Raw genomic sequence first — 20,823 nt, 5'->3', positions numbered from 1 at the left:
CTACGAAAATCCGGCGTAATGGACAAATTTCATGCTAAGAATCGCCGTAGCCCTTACGCTGCAAGGCTTTACGCGAGGTCAAAACCTTTGAACACAAAAAATGCTTTTTCTGCGGCTCAAAACAGGTCAAGAAAAACGGGCATCGTGACAACGGGAAACAGCAATACCATTGCGGCTCCTGCAAGCGCCAATTCATAGGGGGCCAACGCCTTAATCCCAACACCCTTTGGCAGCGCTACAGCGAAGGCAAGCAAAGCGCCGCACAGCTTGCCGCGCAGTACGGATGCAGCATCAAAACGATCCGTCGCCACCTCATCAAAGCCGCTACACAGGCCGAATGCGCGCTGCCACAGGCACCCGTGAACCTCATCATGGACACCACCTGTTTCGGCCGAAAATGGGGCGTCATGGTCCTCTACGACGCTTGCAGCAAGCGCGCCTTGATGGTCGTGGCAGTTGAGCGGGAAACCAACGCGCTCTACACGCAGGCGGTCGCGGCGTTGCGAGAAAAAGGCATTGAGATACAAAGCATTATCTGCGATGGCAAAAGCGGCTTGCTGGATTCGTTCCTGGGTATACCCGTAGATGTGCCAATTTCACCAAATAAAAATCATCGTGCGCCACCTGAGCAGAAAGCCTAAAAGCCGGGCAGCACAGGCGCTGCGGGCCCTGTCATTGACCCTGACGGAGACCACTCAGGCGGCGTTTGAAGTGGCGCTCAAGCGCTGGTACGAGCAGTACGCCGCCTTCCTGAACGAACGCAGCGTGAACGAGAAAACAGGCCACTCACACTACACACATAAGCGCCTGCGCACCGCCTACAACAGCCTGAAACGGCATCTGCCATGGTTGTTTACCTGCGAGCGTTTTCCCGACCCGGGTATCCCGAATACGACCAATTTGCTGGAAGGGAAATTCAGCGAAATGAAGCAGCTTTTGCAGTGTCATCGGGGCTTGAAAAAAGAGAGTAAATTGCGGTTTATAAAAGATTATTTCAGCAAAAAATAGAGGGAAGAGCATGAAATTTGTCCATTAGAGTGCAACGTCTCAAAAAAAGCATGAAATTTGTCCATTACGCCGAATTTTGCGGATAGATTTAAGGATCGCAGTTTAATGATGATTAAACTCGGTGGTGAGAAAGTTTTTCAAGCTGGAAAAATTACGCAAAATGATTATGCAATAAAAGTAGCAACAACTTATGGCGAGAAAGGTATAGCTTTATTGAATAAGGTAGGAGCGAGTAAATTTATGCAGTCTTTATCGAAATATAAGGGGCTTGCCAAGGTGGGCTGGAAACACCGCGCTTCTTTAGCTTTGCCGAATCTATTTAGCGAATTATTCCCCACTTGGGCGCTGTATGTTCTAGCTATTTTCGGTGTTGCGGTATGGTTACCGTTGAAGCGTTGGACGATTGCTGGTTTACGCAAATTGGCGGGCAAGATTCCGTTTTTGCGTAATCGGCTGGAAACAGAAGATGCCGATGCCGCTTGATTTGGCGGGAATGGCAATAAAAAAGCGGGCTTGTCGCCCGCTTTTTTGGTGTTTATTTTTCTGTCGGCGGGTCATCATCGCCGTAGTACATCACGCCGAGTTTGATTTTGCCGCGTCCGTTTTTCAGGCGCCAAGCGTTAGTATCACGCAGGGAATAGATGCAGCCGCAGTATTCCTGCATGTAGAAGTGCTCGCGCTTGCTGATTTCGATCATCCGTTGTGAGCCGCCGCCTTTGCGCCAGTTGAAGGTCCAGTACTGGACATCGGGGTAGGGTTCGGCAGCGCGCAGGCCGCTTTGGTTGACTTGCTCCATGTTTTTCCAGCGGCTGATGCCCAGCGAGCTGGTGATGATGGGGAAGCCATGCTCGTGGGCGTAGAGCGCGGTGCGTTCGAAGCGCATATCAAAGCACATGGTGCAGCGTTTGCCGCGTTCGGGTTCCCATTCCATGCCTTTGGCGCGGGCAAACCAGTTATCGGTGTCGTAGTCGCAATCAACGAAAGGGATGTTGTGTTTTTCTGCGAAGGCAATGTTTTCGTTCTTGCGGATTTCGTATTCGCGGCGCGGGTGGATATTGGGGTTATAGAAGAAGATGGTGTAGTCGATTTCCGAGGCAAGCAAGGCCTCCATGATTTCGCCTGAGCAGGGGGCACAACAGGAATGCAGCAGGACTTTGTTATGGTCGTCGGGCGGGACGAGTTTGGGGCGCTGGAAGGGGGCTTTGGTGTTCATGGTGTTTAGCGGCTGCTGGCAGCCGGGGTCAGGCGGCGAAAGATGTTGTCCGGGATGGGGCAAGGCATGCCGTCGCGGAAGAGGTAGGTGTTGCCCTTGTAGTTGAGGGTGCCACTACAACTGGCATTGCCGCCGGGCAGGGGTTTTTCGGGCTGGCTGCCGACCGGGACTTCTTCGGTTTTTGCAGCGCGGTAAAGGGTGCAGCGACCACGGCCTTTTTTCGCGTCGGCATCGACATAGATATAGCCTTTGCCTTGCGGGCAGCGGTAGATGGCTTGTTCGACGATAACGGTCTCAGTCGGCGGTGGCGGTGGGGTAAGTCGTTCAACGGGCAGGAGGGCGACGTTATCCGCATCATCTTGGGGGGCTTCCACGCCGGGAATTTCGCCGCTATCTGCGCCTTGTGCGGGGAGTTCGGCTACCTGGTTGTCACCGTTTTGTACGACGGCTTGTGTATCCTGGACGGAGCTTTGCGCAGCCGCTTGTTCTGCTGCTGCTTTGGCGGCCGCCTCGGCTTGTGTCGCCTGTTCTGCGGCTTTTTGCGCAGCTTCTTGTTTGGCGGCTGCCTCAGCCTGGGCTTGTTCGACGATTTGTGCGGCAGTATAGGTTTCGAGGTTATCCGCGCTGGGCAGCGGTTGTTCTGCAGCAGCAGGCTGTTCGCCCTTCTTCTGCGTTTTTTTGTTTTTTTTGCCGGCAACCGGGGCTTCAGCAGGTTGTTGCACGGTGTGTTGTCCGGCAGGGATGGGATCAGGACGCAGAGGTTGTTCTTCACCAGTGATGTATTGGGCTCCTGCCTGCACGCCTAGGGTGAGGGCAACGAGCAGGAGGATGGCGCGGGGCTTAGGCATTAACACGGCTGAAGATGAGGGTGGCATTGGTGCCGCCAAAGCCGAAGCTGTTGCTCATGACGGCATTAAGGGTTTGCTGGCGGTTCTCACGCAGGATGGGCAGGTCAACGGCGTTTTCGTCGAGGGTGTCAATATGCGCCGAGGCGGTAAGGAAGCCGTGTTGCAGCATGAGCAGGGAGTAGATGGCTTCGTTTGAGCCTGCGGCACCGAGGGCGTGACCTGTCAGGGATTTGGTTGAGCTGATCGGCGGCACGGTTTTATCGGCAAAGGCGGCTTTAATAGCTTCGAGTTCGCGGGTATCGCCGACGGGAGTAGAGGTGCCGTGGGCGTTGATGTAGTCAATATCGCCCGGGTGGGTGGCCATCGCCATTTGCATGCAGCGCACGGCACCTTCGCCAGAGGGCTGCACCATGTCATAGCCGTCCGAGGTAGCGCCGTAGCCGGTCAGTTCGGCGATGATGTCGGCACCGCGTGCTTTGGCGTGTTCGTATTCTTCAAGGACGAGGACACTGCCGCCGCCAGAGATGACGAAGCCGTCGCGGTTGGCGTCATAGGCACGTGAGGCGGTTTCGGGGGTGGCGTTGTAGTTGGTGGATAGGGCACCCATGGCGTCAAACATGCAGGTCAATGCCCAGTTGACTTCTTCACCGCCGCCGGCGAAGACGATGTCCTGTTTGCCCATCTGGATGAGTTCGGCGGCGTGGCCGATGCAGTGCGCGCTGGTGGAGCAGGCGGAGCTGATGGAATAGTTCACCCCTTTGATGGCAAAAGGGGTTGCTAAACAGGCGGAGGTGGTGGAAGCCATGGTTTTGGTAACGGCGTAGGGGCCAATGCGTTTGACGCCGCTGGTGCGCAGGGTATCCGCCGCTTCGACTTGGGCAGATGGCGTGGCGCCGCCAGTACCGACGACAAGGCCGGTACGGATATTGGAGATGTGTTCGGGCAGGAGACGGGCCTGCTCGATGGCTTCTTTCATGGCGATGTAGCAGTAGGCGGCGGCATCGCCCATGAAGCGCAGGATTTTGCGGTCAATGTGCGCTTTGGTGTCGATATTGATGCGGCCTTCGACTTGGGAACGCAGGCCTTTTTCGGCGTAGTCTGCGCTGTGGGTGATGCCGGATTTGAGATTTTGCAGGGCGGCAAGGACTTCTTTGCAGTTGTTGCCGATGCTGGACACGATGCCCATGCCGGTGACGACGACGCGTTTCATGTTGTTGCTCTCTTTATGGGGGGTTAGAAGCTGTCGGTGCTGGTGAATAGGCCGACTTTGAGGTCGGTACCATTGTAGATTTCGCGCCCATCAACGCTGGCGGTAGCGTCGGCAATGCCGAGGATGAGCTGGCGCATGATGAGGCGTTTGATGTGGATGTGGTAGGTGATTTTTTTGTGGGTCGGCAGGACTTGGCCGCTGAATTTGACTTCACCGCAGCCGAGTGCCCGGCCGCGCCCGACGCCGCCGCTCCAGGCGAGGTAGAAGCCGACGAGTTGCCACATGGCGTCCAGGCCGAGGCAGCCAGGCATGACGGGGTCACCCTGGAAGTGGCAGGCAAAGAACCACAGGTCGGGATGAATATCGAATTCGGCGATGATTTCGCCTTTGCCGTGTTTGCCACCGTCTTTATTAATGGTGGTGATGCGATCCATCATCAGCATGTTGGGCAGCGGCAGCTGGGCATTGCCCGCGCCGAAGATTTCACCGCGTCCGCAGGCGAGCAGTTCTTCTTTGCTGTAGCTGTTTTGCGGGGTATGCGTGCTGGTCATGGTTGCCTCCTTAGTTCAGCGCTTTTTTGTATTGCTGCAAGAGGATGTTGTCCTTGCCGTAGATGTCGCCAGCGGTTTGCAGCCTGCCGTCCGGCTCGGTCCAGGTGGTCCAGTACACGAGGTAGATGGGGGTTTCCGGGGTGTTTACCCATTGTTCTTTGCTCTGGTTCATCGCTTTTTTGATGCGCTCGGATGACCAGCCGTTGTTATTAAGCAGGACGTTGGCAAATTCTTCGGGCTTTTGCAGGCGGACGCAACCGGAACTGAGGGCACGGTCGCTGCGGCTGAAAAGACCTTTGCTCGGAGTATCGTGCAGGTAGATGGCGTGTTTATTCGGGAACAGGAATTTGACCTTGCCCAAGGCGTTACGCGCGCCGGGTTTCTGTCGCAGGGTGTAGTGCACGGCAGCAGGCGAGCCCCAGTTGACGGCGCTTGGGCGCATGACGCGTCCGCCGACAACGGCATCGAAGCTGCCATCGAAGGCAGCGGGATTGCTGCGCAGTTTGTTAATTTTGTCTTTTTTCATGATGGTCGGCGGCACGGTCCAGCTCGGGCTCATCACGATGTGGCGCAGGTGATTGGTGAAAGCGGGGGTTTGTCGGTCGCGACGTCCCATGACGGCTTTGGTTTCGTACACGATTTCGTTGCCGCGATACATCTTGACGTAGTAGGACGGGATGTTCACAAGGACGTAGGTCTCCCCCATGTCCTGCGGCAGCCAGCGTAGCCGCTCCATGTTGATCATCAGACTGTCGGCGCTGGCATTACGCGCACCACCGCTTTTGTTGCCGCCATTGAGCATGCTGCGGGTCTTGCCGCTGACGATGCCGTCGGCTTTCAGGCCGTGGCTTTGCTGGTAGGTAAGGACGGCGTCGGCCAGGGTGTCGTCGTAATAGAAAGGGTCGCCACCTTCTGCCGGGATGCCGAGTTTGTCACGCAGGATGGCGACGGCTTCGTGATTCATGCCGGGACGCAGGGTGACTTTCGGCAGCGGCGCACTATTGCTGCTGTTCGTCGGGGTAAGGATGGCGTTACCTATGACGGCGTTATAGCGCTGTTTCAGCGCTTGATAACGCGGGTTACCGTCGTTGATGGTGCGTATGGCAGTTTCGATGTCACCGGAGACGACACCTTGCGCCAGCATATCACCCAAAGCTTCATCGCTGACACCTTCGGCATTCCACTCAGGATGAGTTTTACGCGGGTTGACCAAGCCGTTAGCAAGGTCACCAGCAAGAGTGAGGTAGGCATCAGTGAGCAACAGTTCCAGCGGAACGATATCATCGTATTGCGCGCCCGCTTGCAGGTTGTTAATCAGCGCACTGTGGTAGCGGGCGGGCGGCAGGGCATCCTGCGGTGCATCGGCAATCAGCCGTTTCAGCCCGTCCACCCGTTCCAGCAGGTTGTTCTCCTGCGTCCATACGGTCGGATATTGCTCGTTCTCATAGAAAAGGCGCAGGCGTTGCGGATTTTTCAGCGGATAAATCTGGCCGCGATAAGCAACTTCTGTCGGATTCAGCGCCAGTGTTTCAATCAATTCGATACGGCGGCTGTTAAACGGGCGCATCGCTTCACTGATGATGGATTGGTGCGCCTGCGTCATGGTTTCTTGCGGTGTAGCGCCGTCAGCAGCCATTTCTGATAGTTCGCTGGTCGCAGCAGACGGGTCAGGTGGCAGATTGTCGGCAAGCGAAGGCGGTGCATCATCAAATACCGCTTCTTCATCAACCGCTTCCTGGGTAAAAGCCGCGCCGGAGACAGCCAGTAGGGCAAAAACGGAAGCGGTGCGATACCGCGAAAAAACATTCATGAACAGTTCCCTGCAAAATAGTGAAAAAACGGCGACATTTTAGCGGCAAACGGTCGCCTCGTCGCGGAATTTTCCGCAAGCCGCCGCCGTGTTAGTATGCGGAAAACCCGCCATACACTGCCGCTATGCCCCTGATTATTGCCGATGCCCGTTCTGCCCCGCTCATGCGTCACCTCGCCGCCATCGTCTACGACACCCTGCTCCTTGTCGCCTGCTGGATTGGCGTCGGCTTCCTCTTCATCATCCTCAACAAAGGCGAAGCCATCACCGGCGGCACGCTACGCTACCTGTTGCAAGCGGCGCTGCTCGTCACCTGGCTCGCCTTCGACCTTTACTTCTGGACGCGGCAGGGGCAGACCCTCGGCATGCGCGCCTGGCGGCTGGCCGTTGCCGACGAAAACGGCCGCCCGCTCACTACCGCGCGCGCCCTCAAACGCTGGTGCTGCGCCCTTCTCACTTGCGCCCCAGCGGGAATCGGCCTATGGTGGCGCTACCTTGATGTGGACGGCTGCACTCTCTACGACCGCCTCTCGCGCACCCGTCTCTACTTCTTGCCCACCAACCCCTATCCCTCAGCCAAAAAAAGGAAACCCCATGTTTGAGCACATCGAAAAACTGCCGGATGATCCCATCCTGAAGCTGTCCAAACTGTGCCGCGACGATCCGCGCCCTGAAAAAATCGACGTTGGCGTTGGCATTTTTCAGGACACTACGGGTGAAACACCGGTTATGCGCGCCGTCAAAGTAGCCGAACAGCGCATCTGGCAGCGGCAGACGACCAAAAAATACGTCGGCGTCAACGGTAACGACGACTACAACCAGTGCATGGCCGAACTCATCCTCGGCAGCGGCTACGACACAAACCGCGTACGCCAGAACCAGGCCGTCGCCGGTACCGGTGCGCTGCGCATCGTCGCTGAAGTCCTGCGGCAAATTGCCGCCGGCAAACAATTCTGGACACCTGACCCAACCTGGGGTAACCACCACGCTATCTTCGGTGCCTGCGGCTTTGCCGCCAAAACCTACCCCTACTACGATCGCGAGAAAAGTATCGTCAACCGCGACGCCTTCCTTGCCGCTCTCGAAAAAATGGGGCCGGACGACATCGTGCTGTTGCACGGCTGCTGCCACAACCCCAGCGGCGCCGACCTGACCCCGGCAGACTGGGACAAAGTCGCCGACATTGCGGCCAAACGTGGCTTCCTGCCCGTAATTGACCTCGCCTACCTCGGCTTCGGCGAAGGCATCGAGCCGGATGCCTACGGCGTGCGCAAACTCGCTTCCAGCCTCGAAACCCTCTTTATTGCCGCCTCCTGCTCGAAAAACTTCGGCCTCTACCGCGAACGCGTCGGTGTCGTTCTCACCATCGCCAAAGACGCGCGCACTGCCGATGCCCTGCGTAGCTACCTTGCGACCGCCAGCCGCGCGATGGTCTCCATGCCGCCCGACCACGGCGCCGCTGTTGTTGCAGAAATCCTGAGTGACAGTGCCCTGCGCGCCGACTGGGAAAAAGAACTGAACGAAGTCAGCGCCTACATACGCCTGCGCCGCCAACAACTTGCTGACGCACTGACCAAGACCTGCGGTGGTGATTGGCGCTTCATCACCGATTCGCACCGGGGCATGTTCACCCTGCTGCCGCTCGGCAAAGAACGCGTCGAACGCCTGCGTAACGACTACGCCGTGTACATGGTCGGCGAAGGCCGCATCAACATCGCCGGCATGAAAAGTGAAGCGGAAGTCGCCCGTCTCGCCGAAGCGGTGAAAGCGGTGCTGTAATGCCGCTCAAAAAGTAAAGAAGCCGCCGTCAGGCGGCTTCTTTATAACCGTGTGCAAAGTGTCATCCGTACAACAAAAACCTTGCCAAAAAACAACAACTCACCGACAATCGCCCGCCGATGCGGCCTTGTCCCATCATCCGTCGCTTGAGGCGGCGGAAAACCATCCCAATCTACGGAGAACCCGATGAAAAAACATGCCTTGTCCCTGCTTGCAGCCGCCTGCCTCCTCGCCGCCTGCGGTGGTGGTAACAAAACCCCGCCAGCCGACCCTGCACCCGCTCCGCCGGAGGCCGATGCTGCTGCGGCACAACAAGCCGTTGAACAACCGGCAGTAGGTGGCGAAAAAGACGCCCACGGCTGCATGCCGTCTGCCGGCCAAACCTGGTCCACCATGCGCAACGAATGCGTGCAAATCTTCGATGCCGCCGACATTCAGCTGATTGACCCGGCCAATGACACCCTCGCCGTGTACGTCATCCTGTCTCAGGACAAGAAAAAAGCCGAAGTCTTCGCTGCCGACCTGCCGGACGGCGTCATCCTGAACGCCAGCAAAGGCGGCTACAAATCCAAAGACGGTAAAGTCCGCCTCACCAAAGGTAAGGGTAAAGACGAATGGAAAATCCGCAAATAAAAAAAGTGGAAACAAAAACGGGGCCCGGCCCCGTTTTTTTATGCCGTTTGCCCAAGACGCGTATGCCAATGCTTTCTGCCCGCCAAGCGGCGTGAATACCGCCCCGTCAGTGCAGGAAACGCTGCGAGCGGCGTCTCTGTGTATGGTGAATAGCGCAGATCAGGCGAGGGCGGCCGTGATGTAGTCTTTCAGCGCGCTAACGTCGTTTGCCATGACGGTAACGCGGCGAGGCGCTTCTTCGATGTCTTCAAATTGTGCGGGGCGTGGGGCGCGCAGGCCGGTCGCTTCGCGCACGGTCGTCTCGAATTTGGCCGGCAGCGCGGTTTCCAGGCAGATAAGCGGACGTTCGCTTTTGTTTTCCGCGCGCCAGTGTTTGGCGACGTACACGCCATCGGCGGTGTGCGGATCGATGAGGCGGTTGTAGACCTGATAGGTCTCACGGATAGTGGCGAGGCGGGCGGCGTGATCACTGCGGCCGGCGGTGAAGCCGGAGGCGCGGATGGCGTCCATGAGCGGTTGCAGGTCAATGGCTCCGTCTGCTACCAGGGTTTTCCAGCGGGCGGCGGTTTGCGCGGCGTTGTTGCCGCTCAGGTTGTAGAGGTAGCGCTCGAAGTTGCTGGCCTTGCCGATGTCCATTGAGGGACTGCTGGTTTTTTCGACTTCTGCCGCCGGACGGGCACGGTAGTGGCCGGTTTGCAGGGCTTCGTAGAGGACGTCGTTTTCGTTGGTGGCAATGATGAGGTGGGCGATGGGCAGCCCCATTTGTTTGGCGAGGTAGCCGGCATAGATGTTGCCGAAGTTGCCGGAGGGCACGCAGAAGTCCACCGGACTGCCGGCGGGCAGGCCGAGGGCGAGCCAGGCTTTGAAGTAGTACACGCTTTGCGCCAGCACCCGCGCCCAGTTGATGGAGTTGACCGCGCCGATGTGGTACGCGGTTTTGTAGGCGGCGTCGCTGTTCACCGCTTTGACGAGGTCCTGGCAGTCGTCGAAGACGCCTTCGATGGCGATGTTGTGGATGTTTTTGTCTTGCAGGCTGTACATCTGCGCCTGCTGGAAGAGGCTCATGCGGCCATGCGGCGAGAGCATGAAGACGTTGATGCGGTCTTTGCCGCGCATGGCGTATTCGGCGGCGGAGCCGGTGTCGCCGGAGGTGGCGCCGAGGATGTTGAGGCGCGCGTCGCGGGTTTCTAGGACGTAGGCCATGGCGTTGCCGAGGAATTGCATGGCGATGTCTTTGAAGGCAAGCGAGGGGCCGTTCGAGAGTTCGAGCAGGTAGGTGTTGCTGTCGCCGAGGCGGGTCAGCGGGGTGATGTCTGCGCTACCGAAGGCGTCTGTGGTGTAGGTGCGGCGCAGGATGGCGCGCAGGTCGTCTTCCGGGATGTCGCCGATGAAGGGGTGCATGACGGCGTAGGCGAGATCGGCGTAGTCGAGCCCGCGCCAGCTTTCGAGGGTTTTGCCGCTGATGTGCGGAATGTTGCTCGGCATGGCCAGGCCGCCATCGGGCGCAAGGCCTTGCAGGAGGATGTCGCAGAAGCCGCCGAGTTTGGCACCACGGGTGGATTGGTATTGCATGGAGGTCTCCTTGTGTTGTCCGACACGGTACGCGGGTTTCTTGGCGACATTTTCCTCTGCCCCCGTTTGTCCTGCAAGGCAACGAGTTCAGTCCTGCAGTTGTTTTTTCCAGCGGTAGATGAGTTCGTGCGCGGCACGCGGGGTGAGGTCGTCCGGGTTGGTGAGGGCGATTTCGTCAGCAAGTGCCTGCAAGCGCGGGTCGGTAGCGGGGGCAGCAGGGGTACTGTCGGCGGCGGGTGGGGCGAGCGGCAGCAGTTCGTGCTGTTGCATTTGCGGGCTGCCGTGGTCACGCCTTGTTTCGAGTTGGCGCAGTTTGGCGGTTGCGGCGTGGATGGTGTCCAGCGGTACGCCGGCCAGCCGCGCGACTTGCAGGCCGTAGCTTTTGCTCGCCGCCCCTTCTTCGACATGGTGCAGGAAGACGATGTTGTCGTGGTGTTCGACGGCGGCGAGGTGGATGTTTTTGATGTTTTTGTGGGTTTCGGCGAGTTCGGTCAGTTCGAAGTAGTGGGTGGCGAACAGGGTAAGGGCGCGGTTGTCGCGCGCCAGGCGTTCGGCGGCAGCCCAGGCGAGGGAGAGGCCGTCGTAGGTGCCGGTGCCGCGTCCGACTTCGTCCATGATGACGAGGCTGTGCGCGTCGGCGTTGTTGAGGATGTTGGCGGTTTCGGTCATTTCGACCATGAAGGTGCTGCGGCCGCCGGCGAGGTCGTCGCTGGCGCCGATGCGGGTGTAGATGCGGTGCAGGCTGCCGATGCGCGCGCTTTTGGCGGGGACGTAGCTGCCGGCACAGGCGAGGATGGTGATGAGGGCGGCCTGACGCATGTAGGTGCTTTTGCCGCCCATGTTCGGGCCGGTGATGATGAGGACCTGGCGGCGTTTGCCGAGTTCGAGGTCGTTGGCGATGAAGGGTTCGCTGTTGTGTTGTTCGACGACAGGGTGGCGGCCTTGTTCGATGGTGAGGATGGGTTCGGGATCGAGGGTCGGGCGGTGGTAGTGGTGTTTGTCGGCGAGGTGGGCGAAGGCGGCGAGGGTGTCGGTCTCGGCAAGCGCGCGGGCGCAGGCGTAGAGGGCGTCGCGTTCGCCGTCAAGCGCGGCGAGCAGGGCGTCGTAGTGTTGTTTTTCGAGGGCGAGCGCCTGGTCGCGCGCGTTCAGCACCTGGTCTTCGAGGGTTTTGAGTTCGTCGGTGATGTAGCGTTCGCTGTTTTTCAGGGTCTGGCGGCGTATCCAGTGCGCAGGCGCGGTGTCGCTCTGGCTGCGCGGGATTTCGATGTAGTAGCCGTGGATGTTGTTGTAGCCCATGCGCAGGTTGGGGATGCCGCTTTTTTCTTTTTCGGCGGCTTCGAGTTCGGCGAGGATGTTTTCGCTGTCACGGGCGAGGTGGTTGAGACGGTCAAGTTCGGGGTCGTAGCCTTGGGCGATGATGCCGCCGTCTTTGAGGGTGAGCGGCGGCGCTTCGACCAGTGCTTTTTCAAGGTGTGCGGTCGCGGCGGTGAGCGCGCTCAAGGCCGGGATGTAGGCGGCGAGCAGGGTGCTCTCCCCGGCGGGCGCTTGCAGTTGGGCGGCGATATGGGGCAGCGTTGCAGGGTGTCGCGCAGTTGCGCGAGTTCGCGCGGGCGGGCGCTGCCGAGGGCAATGCGGGTGGTGATGCGTTCGATGTCGGCGCTGTGGTGCAGCAGGCTGCGCAGTTGTTCGCGCGCGTTGTTGTCGGCAAGCAGGGCGGCGACGGCGTCATGACGGGCGCTGATGGCGTCGTGGTCGCGCAGGGGGCGGTTGATCCAGCGTTTGAGGTTGCGGCTGCCCGCCGGCGTCTGGCAGTGGTTGATGCTGCCAGTAAGGCTGCGTTTGTGGTCGCCGCCCAGGGTGTAGTCAATTTCGAGGTTGCGGCGGCTGGCGGCGTCGATGGCGAGGCTGTCGTCGCCGCTTTCGCGCAGGAGCGGGGCGAGCGGCGGCAGGGTTTGTTTGTGGGTGTCGTAGAGATATTGCAGGAGGCAGCCCGCCGCGCCGAGGGCAGGATCGTCGTCGCGGATGCCGTAGCCGCCGAGGGTTTTGATTTGGTAGTGCTGCAGGATGAGGTTCAGCGCGCTGTCGTGGTCGTAGTACCAGTCCGGCTGGCGGCGAGGGCGTTTTTGGCCGGCGAGGGCAGCGGGCAGGCGGGCACTGTCCGGGATGAGGATTTCCGCCGGTTGCAGGCGCTCGAGTTCGCTTTTCAGCGCGTTTTCATCAAGCGGTTCGCTGATGCGGTAGCGCGCGCTGCTGATATCCGCCCAGGCGAGGTGGTAGTGCTCTTTGTCAGGGGCGATGCTGGCGAGGATGTTGTCGCGGTTTTCGTCCAGGAGCGCTTCGTCGGTGAGGGTGCCGGGGGTGATGATGCGGGTAACGGCGCGCTCGACCGGTCCTTTGGCGAGCGCCGGATCGCCGATTTGTTCGCAGATGACGGCGCTCTGCCCCTGTTTGACGAGCTTGGCGATGTAGGTATCAATGGCATGCACGGGTACGCCCGCCATCGGGATGGGTTGGCCCGCCGACTGGCCGCGCGTGGTGACGCTGATACCGAGCAGTTCGCCGGCGCGGCGCGCGTCATCGTAGAAAAGCTCGTAGAAGTCGCCCATGCGGTAGAGGACGAGGGTGTCGGGGTAGTCTTTTTTGATGCCGAGGTATTGCTGCATCATCGGCGTGTGGGCGCTGTGCATGGTCTTGGTTTGAGGGTTGGGATGTGGATGCGAAGTGTAGCAAGTGATAGAAGCTCGCGCTTCCCGTATCGGCGGCATTTCAGGCGCGGTGATAGGGATGGTTGCGGTTGATGCTCCAGGCGCGGTACAGCGCTTCGGCAACGATGATGCGCACCAGCGGGTGCGGCAGGGTCAGCTTGCCAAGCGACCAGCTTTCATCGGCCAACGCCTTGATTTCCGCTGTGATCCCTTCCGGACCACCGATGATGAGCGCAATGCGGCGGCTGTTTTCCTGCCAGTGTTGCAGGCGGGCAGCAAGCGCCTCGCTCGTGTACTCGCGGCCGGGAATGTCGAGGGTGATGATGCGGTCGCTGCCTTGCAGGGCGGTCTTGATCTGTGCCGCTTCTTTTTGTTGCGCGGCGGCAAGTTGGCTGGCACTGCCGCGTTTTTGCAGGGGGATTTCGCTGAGGCCGAGGGAGAGATCGCCGGAGAAGCGGGCGGCATAGTCGGCAAAGCCATGGTTGACCCAATCCGGCATTTTCTGCCCGACGGCGATGAGTTCGATGTGCATAAGTGGCTCTCCAACGTGGTAATGCTTGCGGTCATGCCGGTTTTCCTGTGCGGCGGGAAGCGGAAAAACGGCATAAGCGATGATAAACAATGGCGCTACAATAGCGCGCTTTCTTTTTCGGAGCATATTGATAATGAAGAAATTATGGCTTTTGGCCGCATGCTTTGCGGCATGCTTTCCCGCTCTTGCCGCCGACGACAGCCTGAGGGTGGATGCGTAGTCGCGTCTGGAAAACATCCGCCGTAAGGCGCCGGAACTGGCGCGGGGCAGCCGTCAGGTGGTGACGCATGTTAGCGCGTCGTTGCAGGTCAACGATGCCACGGTGCTGGAACTCCTCTGCGAGAAGCCGGAAAACGACGGACGGACGCTGCGTTTGTGGAGCGGGGCATTGCTGCGCGAAGGTAATGTGCTGCCGCCGGCGCGGATACTGGCGCATCTGCTGCTGGGCATGGACGGCAGGCAGGACAGCGCTGCTTATTTCAATACAGCAGACGGGGATTACCGCCGGGCGCGCACGCTGGGCTGCTACCTCGGTATCTTGCAGACGGCGTTGCCGGATGCGGGCGATGCGGCGGCACAGCGGATGGTGCTGACGCAATTACTGCACGAAACTGCCCGGCAGGCGGGGGTGGCAGATGTGTACGCCGTCGCCGATGACACCCGGGCGGGCGGGCGCTGGGTGCAGGCGCGCCTCAAACCGCTGTTGCAGAGCAGCGATAATCCCGCCGACTGGCCGGAGGCGTTGATCCCGCCGGCAGATGCAGCGGATGCGGCAGCATTGCAGGCGTTTCGCCGGGGATTAGAGCAGGGCAGGGCGGTGCGTTGAGCAAGAGCCGCTTGCCGCCCGAAAAAATCGGGCAGCTTTTCGGCTAAATCCGTACACTTCGCGTGCCTCACGGCATCTCTTTAACTCAATTGGAAGACCCATGAAAAAACTCATCCAGACTCTTACCCTCGTCTTCTTCGCTGCCATTCTTACTGCCTGCGGCGAGAGCAAAGACAAAGAAGCCGAAGCCGCGCAAAAAATCACCCAAGCCTTCTTCGACGAACTCTTCCAGGGCGATCCCGCCAAAACCGCCGGATACCTCGCCATCCCGCCCGAAGCCAAACAGGCAGGGCTCAACGAAGAAACCGCCCGCCAGGGCATGACTATGGTCATGACCCAGGTACGGAAAGAGGCCCAAAAAGAAGGCGAAATCCCCACCGTCCAAGTCGGCAAAGTCACCTACACCAACGCTGCCAAGAGTGAAGCCAAAATCGCCGTCACCCTCTACAAGCACATCAACGGCAAAAAAGCCCGCCGCGATGCCGAAATCCTGCTCATCAAAGAAGACGGCGTGTGGAAAGTACTCAAACCCGACACCTGAACCGCTGTCTGTCATCTCTTTTTAACAAGGAACCTGCCATGAAAAACCTCCTCCGCACCTTGCTGCTTGGCCTTACCGCCGCCGCTGCAACGATGGCCTACGCCGCCGATGGCCCGAAAGAAACCGTGCAAACCTTCTTCGAATCCCTCATTAACGGTGATGCCAGTAAAGCTGCCGCTGTCACCTATCTGCCGCCCGAAGCCGAACAGCAGGGCGTCACCGAACAAGCCATGACCAGCAAGCTTGACATGGTATCGATGGAGCTGCGTGAAGAAATCAAAAAAGAAGGTGGCAGCATCGCCGTTATCAGCGGCGAACCCACCTACACCAATGCTGCCAGGACCGAAGCCAAAATCCCCGTTACCTTCAAAATGCGCGATAAAAACGGCAAAACCGAGGAAGAAACGGTGACACTCGACCTCATCAAGACGAACAAAGGCTGGAAAATACAAATCCAGTAAATCCCGGAAGCGCCACGCCCACGCCGCGCCAGGCGACGACCCGGCAGCAGTCGCTACCGCTTTCAGCCACATACAAATCACCCCTTCCCAAGAAGGCGGGCAGATCAAAACACTCATCACTGGCGCTGCTACTTATATGCATGAAGAATATAAAGAAATAGCCTGCCAACTCGGCACACCCGACATGACCTATACCAATGCCGACCAAACCGGGGCCAAAGCCCATACCAGACGGATAGGCGAAAAAAAGACGGCGGGTTAGTAGACATCAGTGAAGTCTTCCGGCCCGTCGAAACCCCGCAGGGTTGGAAAATCATCAACCCTAAACAACACAGCACGGGCGGCGCAAGCCGCCCAAAACACACCATGTCCCGCCTCATCCTGCTTCTCCTCCTGCCACTTGCCGCCCTTGCTGCCGAGCCCCCGCCCGATATCGCCGTGGGCGACTGGGTTTTCCGCGCTGGTACCGGCCGCGAAAGCGCCATCATCCGCGAAATTGACCACGGCGAATACTCCCACATCGGCATCGTGACCGCCGTTGAACCGACAGTCCGCATCACCCACGCCACCACCGATGACGACCCCGCCCACCCGAACCAGGTCATCGCAAGCGACTATGCCGCCTACACCGCACCGGCAATCGCCGATAAAACCGCCGTCGCCCGTCCTGCCTTTCTGAGTGCAGACGAACGCCACGCCCTCGCTGCCCAGGCCGCTGCGCGTCTCGGTGAACCCTTCCGCCTCGTCCCCCGCGAAAAGAACCCCAACTACTGCACCACCCTCATCCATGACGCCCTTACCACCCTGCGTCCCGATATCCACGCGCGCTGGCACCATATCAACCTGCCGCTTCTCGGCGGCGACTACCTCTTCCCGCAAGCGCTCGGCGAACTGCCGGGCATACAATGGCTGACCGCACCATGATCGAACTCAACCACCTCACCCTGTCACGCAACGGCAAAAACCTCATCGAAGACGCCGACGCCCGCATCCACCCCGGCCAGCGCGTCGGCCTTACCGGCCGCAATGGCAGCGGCAAAAGCACCCTGCTCGCCCTCCTGCGCCACGACCTAGAACCCGACAGCGGCGACTACCACCTGCCGCCCGGCTGGCGCATCGCCAGTGTCGCCCAGGAAACCCCGGCCCTGCCCGACAGCGCCCATGACTACGTCCTTGCCGGGCACGCCCCCTACCAGGCCGCCCTTGCCGCCATCGCTGCCGCCGAAGCCAGCGGCAACGGTCACGCCATCGCCAAAGCACACGAACAACTCGCCGCTTGCGACGGCTACGCCCAACCCGCGCGTGCCAGCGAACTCCTCGCCGGCCTCGGCTTCCCGCCGGACGAACAGCAGCGCCCCGTCGCCAGTTACTCCGGCGGCTGGCGGATGCGCCTCAACCTCGCCCGCGCCCTCATCGCCCCGGCTGAACTCTTACTACTCGACGAGCCCACCAACCACCTCGATCTTGACGCCATCATCTGGTTGCAGGACTACCTCAAGACCCTGCCCGTCACCCAAATCATCATCGCTCACGACCGCGAATTCCTCGACGCCCTCTGCACCCGCATCCTCAACATCGAAAACCAGCGCCTCACTGCCTACACCGGCAACTACAGCGACTTCGAACGCCTGCGCCACGAACAGCGCCTGCAAGCCGACGCCGAATACCAAAAACAGGCGCGCAGCCGCGCCCACCTGCAAGCCTACATCGACCGCTTCCGCGCCAAAGCGACCAAAGCGCGGCAAGCGCAAAGCCGCCTCAAAGCCCTCGAAAAACTCGACGCCGCCCCGCCCCCGCCGCCAGAAGCCGATTACCGCCTGCAATTCCAGAGCGCCGAACACCACCCCAACCCCGTGCTGAACGCAGACGCTCTCGCCCTCGGCTACGGCGACCACACCATCCTCAGCGGCATCCGCCTGCGCATCGCCGCCGACGCGCGCATCGGCATCCTCGGGCGCAACGGCGCGGGCAAAAGTACCCTGATGAAAGGACTTGCCGGCGTCCTGCCGCCGCTTGCAGGGAGCATAGACACCCACAAAAACACCCGCATCGGCTACTTCACCCAGCACCAAATCGACGCTTTGCGCGGCGAAAACAGCGCCCTCTGGCACCTGCAACAAATCCAGCCCGACAAAACCGGACAAGAACACCGCAACTACCTCGGCGGCTACGGTTACCACGGCGACAAAGCCGATGCCCCGGTCGGGCGCAACTCAGGCGGCGAAAAAGCACGCCTCGCCCTCGCCCTCATCATCGCGCAGCGCCCGAACCTGCTGCTGCTTGACGAACCCACCAACCACCTTGACCTCGCCATGCGCGATGCCCTCACCCTGGCGCTGCAAAACTACGACGGCGCCATGCTTATCATCTCGCACGACCGCAGCCTGCTGCGCGCCACCTGTGACGAATTCCGCCTCGTTGCTGACGGCAAACTGCAACCTTTCGACGGCGACCTCGATGACTACCACCGCTACCTCAGCGGACAAAACAGCGCCGCCGCCAAAAACACCACCAATACCGACGGCACCCCCAACCGCCAGGAACAAAAACGCCTTGATGCCGAACGCCGCAGCCGCCTGCGCCCGCTCAAACAGGCGCTCGAAGCCGCGGAAAAAGCCATCGCGGCAGCTGAAAAAACCCTGGCGAAACACAAAACCATCCTCGCTGACCCTGCGCTTTACGACACCACCAACAAAGACCGCCTGAAAGAAACCCTTGCCGCTGAAAGCGCGGCACAACAAGTACTCGCCCAGGCCGAAGCCGACTGGCTGGAAGCCGCAGAAGCCCTGCAAGCGGCGGAAGACGCCTGACGCACGGTCATCCGTTTAGTGAGAATCCAGCGCTTACCCCGTTTGGCAGCGGTTTGGGAACCCAGTCTTTATCCCGCTTGGTGGAGGTTCAGGAATCCGGTGTTTAACCCGCCTGGTGAGCGTAGTCGGACAAGGTGCGGCACATTTCTGCCATTTCTATCCAAACTCCCCCGCCCGAGGCAGAGAAGGATTTTTGCCGGGTTTCGCTTTGGACGCGCGCCAAGCGGCGTAAACACCGGGCATCCAGAGCTTAGTTTAGAGATGACGCCAGAATCAGGTTGCACTTGCCCGGTGGCCTATAACCGCTGGATTCGTCAAGCGGACAAACGGCGGTCTTGCCAAGCGTGAGCTCATGAAAAAATCCCGCCGCAGCGGGAATTTTTTGCGAGGCCATGCAGCGCTCAGAAGTTGTAGTTGAAGCCCAGCCACACACTGCGTCCGGGGGCGGCAACGGGGTTCGGGTTGATGGCTGCCGTGTGCGGCTGTTCGTTGTAGGCGAAGTAGCGGCGGTTGAAGAGGTTGTTGACGCCAAGGGTCACAGCGAAGCGGTCACGTGTTTGCAGGCTGCCGTAGAGGTTCACGGTGGCGTAGCCCGCCGTCGGGTAGTCGAGGCCGAGGCCGGTTGCCCTGTTGCTGTCGCGGCGGCTGTTTTTGTGGGCGTAGTGCAGGTTGGCGCCGAGGTTGTAGCTGCCAAAGGGGGCGTAGTCATGCCAGTCAAGGGCGATGTCGGCTGTAAACGGGCGGACGTGGTAGAGCGCGCGGTTGTCGCTGTCGTTTTCGCCGTACTGGTAGCGGATTTTGCTGCGCGCGGCGAGGTTCGTACTCAAGCTTTTCGCCGCGCCGATTTCCGCACCGATAAGGGTGGCGTCCACGTTGCGGCTGATAATGCTGCCGTCTTTCTGGCGGATGCCTTTTTGTCCGCGCGCGCGGTCAAGGGTGATGAAGTTGCCCACTTTGTCGTAGTCGGCTTTGGCTTCGATTTGCCAGGCACCGTCGAGGTCGCCGTTCGCCACTTTGCCGTATTCGCGCCAGCCCGCGCCCTGCCAGGTGGCGGCGAGGCTGATGCGGTTGTGGCGTTCGGGCTTGAGGTGGGGGTTGCCGATCCAGCCCATGCCGTTTTGTCCGGGCAGGGCATGGAAGCGCTCGGTGTTGTCGGGCTGGCGGATGAGGCTGTCCACGGCGATGCGGTATTTTTGTTGCCCGTTTGGCCGGAATTCGTAGGCAAGTACCGCGCCGATGCCGTCGGTTTTGGCGTTGTTGTTGAGGCCCCGGCCATAGTAGCGCTGCCAGAGCTGGTTTGGTGCGGGGATGGTTTGTGTGCCGATGCGGGCGGCACGGTTTTTGGCACGCGGGTTGGCGGTGAGATGGTCGTAGCTCAGGCCGCCGCCCAGTTGGTGGGCAGGGGTGATGTTCCAGTAGTGGTCGTAGTAGAGGTGCCAGTGGTCGCTGTGTACGTCCGGGAAGCGGTAGGCATTGCGCACAAGGCCCCGTGGCGTGTTGAGGTAGCGCTCGGCATTGTGGTTGTCGTGGCTGTATTTGAGGCCGATGTGGCTGCGCTGGTCGCTGTATTGCAAGCGGTAGTCGGCACTGAGGTCATAGAGGTTGCGCTCCACTTTCATGTTGACGCGCTGTGGCGTGGCGCGGCGCAGGCTGTAGTTGTCGGCACGGCGGTCGAGGTGGATGTTGCGCGCGCTGAGATTCAGGGTATTGCTCTGGTCCTGAGCGCCGAGGCGGGCCATGCCGTTCACGACGACGCGGCGGGTGGCGAGGGCGTCCATCTGGTTGCCCGGCTGTTTGTCGTTACTGATGTTGTCGCGCACGACGCCGAGGCGGTATTCCTGCATGGCGTTTGGCACGGCGCCGGCGACCAGCGCTTCACCGTCGCGGGTGTAGCCGGCGTTGACGCGTCTGCCGCTGCCGTCTTTGTAGTCGCCAAGATGCTGGCGGTAGGCATTGCCGATGAGGTAGGCGTTGCTGCCGCGCAGCCGCAGGAGGGCGCGTCCGCTGTTGCCGTGGCTGCCAAGCTGCGCGCCGAGTTGCAGCGCCCGGGTGGTGCTGCTGCCGACATCGTTGGCGACGTTCGGGTCAAGCCACGGGCGCTGGTAGTCAAACTGGTTTTCCAGCGGGGTGTTGATGTCGGCCTGCGGGGTAATCACAGGTGGCGGGCCGAAGGTGTATTGCATGCGGTAGGCGTCGGCGGAGGCAAGGTCAGTGGCTTCTTCGGCGTGGGCACCGGCAAGGGCGAGGGCGGGCAGGAGGTAGTAGATGCGCATGGCAGGGTTCCGGTTGGGGTTTGGGTAATGATAGGAATTATTATTAATAAA

General features: G+C 60.1%; 18 protein-coding genes and 2 pseudogenes. 11 read left to right on the top strand and 9 right to left on the bottom strand.

The window, feature by feature from the left end; genetic code table 11:
* Nucleotides 1-140: 140 nt before the first annotated feature.
* Together DY250_RS15115 and DY250_RS07930 are read left to right on the top strand one after the other, a co-directional pair.
* Nucleotides 141-1,008: pseudogene (locus DY250_RS15115) on the top strand (IS256 family transposase, variant Zn-binding type); the annotation flags it as partial.
* A gap of 105 nt (nt 1,009-1,113) precedes the next feature.
* On the top strand, nt 1,114-1,491 hold the full coding sequence (locus DY250_RS07930) for a hypothetical protein (protein ID WP_115611822.1): 378 nt from the start codon (nt 1,114-1,116) through the stop codon (nt 1,489-1,491).
* Nucleotides 1,492-1,543: 52 nt separating this feature from the next.
* Here DY250_RS07930 and DY250_RS07925 read toward each other — a convergent pair whose 3' ends face one another.
* From DY250_RS07925 to DY250_RS07905, 5 genes are read right to left on the bottom strand one after another with little or no spacing between them, the layout of a single operon-like run.
* Nucleotides 1,544-2,221 (bottom strand): epoxyqueuosine reductase QueH, encoded by a 678-nt coding sequence (locus DY250_RS07925; RefSeq protein ID WP_115611821.1) that lies wholly within the window; start codon nt 2,219-2,221, stop codon nt 1,544-1,546.
* 5 nt (nt 2,222-2,226) lie between these two features.
* Nucleotides 2,227-3,069 (bottom strand): hypothetical protein, encoded by an 843-nt coding sequence (locus tag DY250_RS07920; RefSeq protein WP_115611820.1) that lies wholly within the window; start codon nt 3,067-3,069, stop codon nt 2,227-2,229.
* Entirely contained in the window at nt 3,062-4,279 is a 1,218-nt protein-coding gene (fabB, locus tag DY250_RS07915) for a beta-ketoacyl-ACP synthase I (RefSeq protein WP_115611819.1), read from the bottom strand. The genes DY250_RS07920 and fabB overlap by 8 nt, the downstream gene beginning before the upstream one ends.
* Before the next feature lie 23 nt (nt 4,280-4,302).
* Nucleotides 4,303-4,830 (bottom strand): 3-hydroxyacyl-[acyl-carrier-protein] dehydratase FabA, encoded by a 528-nt coding sequence (fabA, locus tag DY250_RS07910; RefSeq protein WP_115611818.1) that lies wholly within the window; start codon nt 4,828-4,830, stop codon nt 4,303-4,305.
* A gap of 10 nt (nt 4,831-4,840) precedes the next feature.
* Nucleotides 4,841-6,640, bottom strand: a complete 1,800-nt coding sequence (locus DY250_RS07905; protein WP_115611817.1) for a L,D-transpeptidase family protein — start codon at nt 6,638-6,640, stop codon at nt 4,841-4,843.
* A 125-nt stretch (nt 6,641-6,765) separates the two neighbouring features.
* Between DY250_RS07905 and DY250_RS07900 the strand changes: the two genes are divergently transcribed.
* From DY250_RS07900 to DY250_RS07890, 3 genes are all read left to right on the top strand, one after another.
* Nucleotides 6,766-7,242, top strand: a complete 477-nt coding sequence (locus DY250_RS07900) for an RDD family protein (protein WP_115611816.1) — start codon at nt 6,766-6,768, stop codon at nt 7,240-7,242.
* A complete protein-coding gene (locus tag DY250_RS07895; RefSeq protein WP_115611815.1) occupies nt 7,235-8,419 on the top strand; it encodes an amino acid aminotransferase in 1,185 nt (394 codons plus the stop codon). The genes DY250_RS07900 and DY250_RS07895 overlap by 8 nt, the downstream gene beginning before the upstream one ends.
* Nucleotides 8,420-8,605: 186 nt before the next feature.
* The gene (locus DY250_RS07890; protein ID WP_174904602.1) at nt 8,606-9,052 is read left to right on the top strand and encodes a hypothetical protein; all 447 of its coding nucleotides are present in this window, start codon (nt 8,606-8,608) and stop codon (nt 9,050-9,052) included.
* Between the two features lie 159 nt (nt 9,053-9,211).
* On the opposite strand, the gene thrC is transcribed toward DY250_RS07890, so the two are convergent.
* The 3 genes and pseudogenes from thrC to rlmH form a co-directional block, all read right to left on the bottom strand.
* Entirely contained in the window at nt 9,212-10,624 is a 1,413-nt protein-coding gene (thrC, locus tag DY250_RS07885) for a threonine synthase (RefSeq protein ID WP_115611814.1), read from the bottom strand.
* 87 nt (nt 10,625-10,711) lie between these two features.
* Nucleotides 10,712-13,311: pseudogene (gene mutS / locus DY250_RS14915) on the bottom strand (DNA mismatch repair protein MutS).
* A 79-nt stretch (nt 13,312-13,390) separates the two neighbouring features.
* Nucleotides 13,391-13,861 carry a 23S rRNA (pseudouridine(1915)-N(3))-methyltransferase RlmH gene (gene rlmH / locus DY250_RS07875; RefSeq protein WP_115611813.1) on the bottom strand — a complete coding sequence of 157 codons (471 nt, stop codon included), beginning with the start codon at nt 13,859-13,861 and terminating at the stop codon, nt 13,391-13,393.
* Here rlmH and DY250_RS13735 point away from each other — a divergent pair.
* From DY250_RS13735 to DY250_RS07850, 6 genes are all read left to right on the top strand, one after another.
* Nucleotides 13,856-14,107: a hypothetical protein gene (locus DY250_RS13735; protein ID WP_147293492.1), complete on the top strand. Its 252-nt coding sequence runs from the start codon at nt 13,856-13,858 to the stop codon at nt 14,105-14,107. The two genes, rlmH and DY250_RS13735, sit on opposite strands and share 6 nt — an antisense overlap.
* A 34-nt stretch (nt 14,108-14,141) precedes the next feature.
* Nucleotides 14,142-14,687, top strand: a complete 546-nt coding sequence (locus DY250_RS07870; protein ID WP_147293491.1) for a hypothetical protein — start codon at nt 14,142-14,144, stop codon at nt 14,685-14,687.
* Nucleotides 14,688-14,787: 100 nt separating this feature from the next.
* Complete coding sequence (locus DY250_RS07865) at nt 14,788-15,228, top strand: DUF4878 domain-containing protein (RefSeq protein ID WP_115611811.1); 441 nt, start codon at nt 14,788-14,790, stop codon at nt 15,226-15,228.
* 38 nt (nt 15,229-15,266) lie between these two features.
* Nucleotides 15,267-15,689, top strand: a complete 423-nt coding sequence (locus DY250_RS07860) for a DUF4878 domain-containing protein (RefSeq protein WP_115611810.1) — start codon at nt 15,267-15,269, stop codon at nt 15,687-15,689.
* A 366-nt stretch (nt 15,690-16,055) separates the two neighbouring features.
* Nucleotides 16,056-16,613, top strand: a complete 558-nt coding sequence (locus tag DY250_RS07855; protein WP_115611809.1) for a YiiX/YebB-like N1pC/P60 family cysteine hydrolase — start codon at nt 16,056-16,058, stop codon at nt 16,611-16,613.
* Nucleotides 16,610-18,499 (top strand): ABC-F family ATP-binding cassette domain-containing protein, encoded by a 1,890-nt coding sequence (locus DY250_RS07850; RefSeq protein ID WP_172542419.1) that lies wholly within the window; start codon nt 16,610-16,612, stop codon nt 18,497-18,499. The genes DY250_RS07855 and DY250_RS07850 overlap by 4 nt, the downstream gene beginning before the upstream one ends.
* Nucleotides 18,500-18,900: 401 nt before the next feature.
* Here the strand turns inward: DY250_RS07850 and DY250_RS07845 are convergent, their stop codons facing one another.
* Complete coding sequence (locus DY250_RS07845; protein ID WP_115611807.1) at nt 18,901-20,772, bottom strand: TonB-dependent receptor domain-containing protein; 1,872 nt, start codon at nt 20,770-20,772, stop codon at nt 18,901-18,903.
* Nucleotides 20,773-20,823: the final 51 nt, after the last annotated feature.

This window comes from Cardiobacterium valvarum, assembly GCF_900460955.1.
GTDB classification, from domain to species: domain Bacteria; phylum Pseudomonadota; class Gammaproteobacteria; order Cardiobacteriales; family Cardiobacteriaceae; genus Cardiobacterium; species Cardiobacterium valvarum.
This window is presented reverse-complemented; position numbering and strand designations above follow the sequence as displayed.